Here is a 2,908-nt window from a genome sequence, read left to right on the forward strand (position 1 = left end):
ACCCCATAAATAATTATAGCTAGAATATTGGAGAATAGAAAAAGACCACACGATAATGTGTAGTCAGTTCAAACCACGTTAAATTTTAAATAGTCGAAATTTTCTTCTTTTTTTTGCAACTATTTGTAAGTTTAAATTGTATTATAGGTGAGGGGAGAAATGATTATGCAAGATAGAGAAGGGCATTATAAATTTGAAGAAGCTTTTATAAAATATAGTGATATGGTTACACGAATTAGTATTTTAAACTTACGAAATAGTGCAGATGCAAAAGATTGTTTTCAAAACGTATTTATCAAACTTTATCAATATCAGAATACATTTGAAAGTGAAGAACATTTAAAAGCTTGGTTAATAAGAGTTACTATTAATGAATGTAAAAACTTTCAAAAACTTTTCTATAAAAGAACAATGGATATCGATGATGTTATTGTTTGTCAACATCAAGAGCAATTGATTCTTTTACCAAGTGTTTTAAAACTTCCTCATAAATATAAGAATGTTCTTTATTTACATTACTATGAAGGCTATAAAACCTTTGAAATAGCAGAAATGTTAAATATGAATGAGAATACTGTAAAATCACATTTAAAAAGAGGTAGGGAATTATTAAAAAAAGAGGTAGGTGACTATTATGAATAAATTTAATGAATTTGATAATATCAAAACGCCTGATGATTGGAAAACTATTAATTTTGAACAAGCCTCTCTTAAAAATCACTATTCTATAGCATCGCACTTTGTCATGCTTGGTATTTGTCTTGTACTTATCTTTTCTTCTTTTGGAATTGTTTATGCTTATAATGAAGAATTTAGATCATGGTTACAAGAACAATTTCAAGGTGAAAAAATAGAATGTATTCCACAAATGCAAGAAGATAAGATGTGGGAATTAGATGGTAAGTTTCTAGTTTATTATCATGAAAAGAATAATTTAAAAATTGTTGATGAAGTATATGTATTCATAGATGGTAAATTTGTAAAAAAAGAAGTGATGCATAAGCAAGGAAAATATAAATTGCAAGATTATTCTTTTGATTATGTTCGTTATCAAAATCAAATCTTTACATTTAATGAAAAAGGTTTCTTTGCATATAGTTTACATTTAATGAAAGATGAACTTATTTATTTTGGTTCAACTGACAACAATTTATGTTCTCTTAACATGAAAACTGGAGAGGTGTTAGAAATAACAAGTGACCACGATTCAGTTAACTTTGCTATATCACCAAATCGGAAGTATATATTAATTAATAAGAATGATAAATATTGGACGGTTTATAATACAGATAAGCATACAGAGAAAAAAATAAATGAGATAAATCCATATGCTCATAATGAAGAATATGATTTTTTTGGTGAACATAATTTAATTACTTATGATGATGGTGAAGAAACAGTTATTATTAATTTAGAAACATTAGAAGCTAAGAGTTTAAATGAAACTTGTTTGTACCCAGCACCTTCATCATTTACAGTAGACTTTTATGATCAACAAACAACACTGCATAATCATATCGATGGTAAAAAATTAAAAATAAATGAAAATTTAGAAAACTATCGCTATTCGATTTATCAAAATAGGTATATTATCTTTGACTCGTTTCTTGTCAAAAAAATTGTATTTGTTGATTTTAAAGAACAAAAGTATAAGGTTTTAGAATATTTTGGTAAAGAAGAATATTTAGAGTATTTCGTTGTTGATAACCAATATCTCATTATCAATAATACTCAAGATTACTATATTATGTCTTTTCAAAATATATTTTCTTAATAAGTCCTAACAAGATCAAATTTATGTTGACAAAATCAGCGATATTGCTATAATAGAAAGTGCCTTATTTTAACGTTTGTAGCCCCGGAAACTACAGGAGGATTAAAAATGAGACAAACAACTATGGCTAAAGAAGCCACAATTGAACGTAAATGGTACGTAGTTGATGCTGAAGGTTTAACTTTAGGTCGTTTAGCATCAGAAGTAGCAACTGTATTAAGAGGAAAACATAAACCAACTTATACACCACATGTAGATACTGGTGATTATGTCATTATCATTAATGCAGAAAAAGTAGTGATGACTGGTAAAAAATTAGATACTGTAAAATACTATCATCACACTGGATGGTTAGGTGGTTTAAAAACTAAAACTGCTCGCCAATTCCAAGAGTCAAATCCTACAGGATTTGTAGAAGCAGCTGTTAAAGGTATGTTACCTCATAACACACTTGGAAGAAAACAAGGGATGAAATTATTTGTTTACACTGGTAGTGAACATCCACACGCAGCACAAAAACCAGTTGAGTTAAAAATTAAGGGATAGGAGGACGAGAGATAAATGGCTAATGTACAATACAGAGGGACTGGACGTAGAAAGTCTTCAGTAGCACGTGTTATTTTAACACCAGGTGCAGGAAAAATCGTCATCAATGGTAGAGAAGCAAAAGAATATTTACCATCTGATGTATTATTAATGATCGTCAACCAACCACTAGAATTAACTGGAACAGCTGGTAAGTTTGATGTGACTGTAAATGTTTATGGTGGTGGATACACTGGACAAGCTGGTGCTATCCGTCATGGTATTTCAAGAGCTTTAGTAGAAGCTGGTTCTGATTATAGACCAGTATTAAAAGCTGCAGGATTATTAACTCGTGATGCACGTGTTAAAGAACGTAAGAAATACGGTCTTAAAGCTGCACGTAGAGCACCACAATTCTCTAAGAGATAGTTATTATTGTTTCTTAAGAGAGCAAAAGAAAACTACAAAAACGAGAAAAAGCCTTTATTTAAGGGCTTTTTTTCATATTCAGTGATTTTATGAATTTTCATAAAAAGTGGGAGAAGTGCTATAAAATTTGGAAAAAGTGGCTCAGTTGGTGGAAAATAAGCAACAAATAAGCAACAATTT

Annotated in this window: 4 protein-coding genes; all 4 read left to right on the top strand. The window is 29.6% G+C overall.

The window, feature by feature from the left end:
• The first annotated feature begins 165 nt into the window (after window positions 1–165).
• The 4 genes from EDD60_RS15905 (at window position 166) to rpsI (ending at window position 2,728) form a co-directional block, all read left to right on the top strand.
• On the top strand, window positions 166–642 hold the full coding sequence (locus EDD60_RS15905) for an RNA polymerase sigma factor (protein ID WP_066447645.1): 477 nt from the start codon (window positions 166–168) through the stop codon (window positions 640–642).
• Window positions 635–1,774, top strand: coding sequence for a hypothetical protein (locus EDD60_RS15910; protein WP_066447648.1), 1,140 nt, complete (start codon window positions 635–637; stop codon window positions 1,772–1,774). Before EDD60_RS15905 ends, EDD60_RS15910 begins: the two co-directional genes overlap by 8 nt.
• Before the next feature lie 108 nt (window positions 1,775–1,882).
• A complete protein-coding gene (gene rplM / locus EDD60_RS15915; RefSeq protein WP_066447650.1) occupies window positions 1,883–2,320 on the top strand; it encodes a 50S ribosomal protein L13 in 438 nt (145 codons plus the stop codon).
• Window positions 2,321–2,335: 15 nt separating this feature from the next.
• Complete coding sequence (gene rpsI, locus EDD60_RS15920; protein ID WP_066447654.1) at window positions 2,336–2,728, top strand: 30S ribosomal protein S9; 393 nt, start codon at window positions 2,336–2,338, stop codon at window positions 2,726–2,728.
• Window positions 2,729–2,908: the final 180 nt, after the last annotated feature.

Origin of the sequence: Longibaculum muris (genome assembly GCF_004343035.1) — a bacterium.
GTDB lineage: Bacteria > Bacillota_I > Bacilli_A > Erysipelotrichales > Coprobacillaceae > Longibaculum > Longibaculum muris.

Coding starts and splice junctions, on each gene's coding strand:
- rplM (WP_066447650.1), top strand. CDS start 1,883: ATGAGACAAACAACTATGGCTAAAGAAGCCACAATTGAACGTAAATGG.
- EDD60_RS15905 (WP_066447645.1), top strand. CDS start 166: ATGCAAGATAGAGAAGGGCATTATAAATTTGAAGAAGCTTTTATAAAA.
- rpsI (WP_066447654.1), top strand. CDS start 2,336: ATGGCTAATGTACAATACAGAGGGACTGGACGTAGAAAGTCTTCAGTA.
- EDD60_RS15910 (WP_066447648.1), top strand. CDS start 635: ATGAATAAATTTAATGAATTTGATAATATCAAAACGCCTGATGATTGG.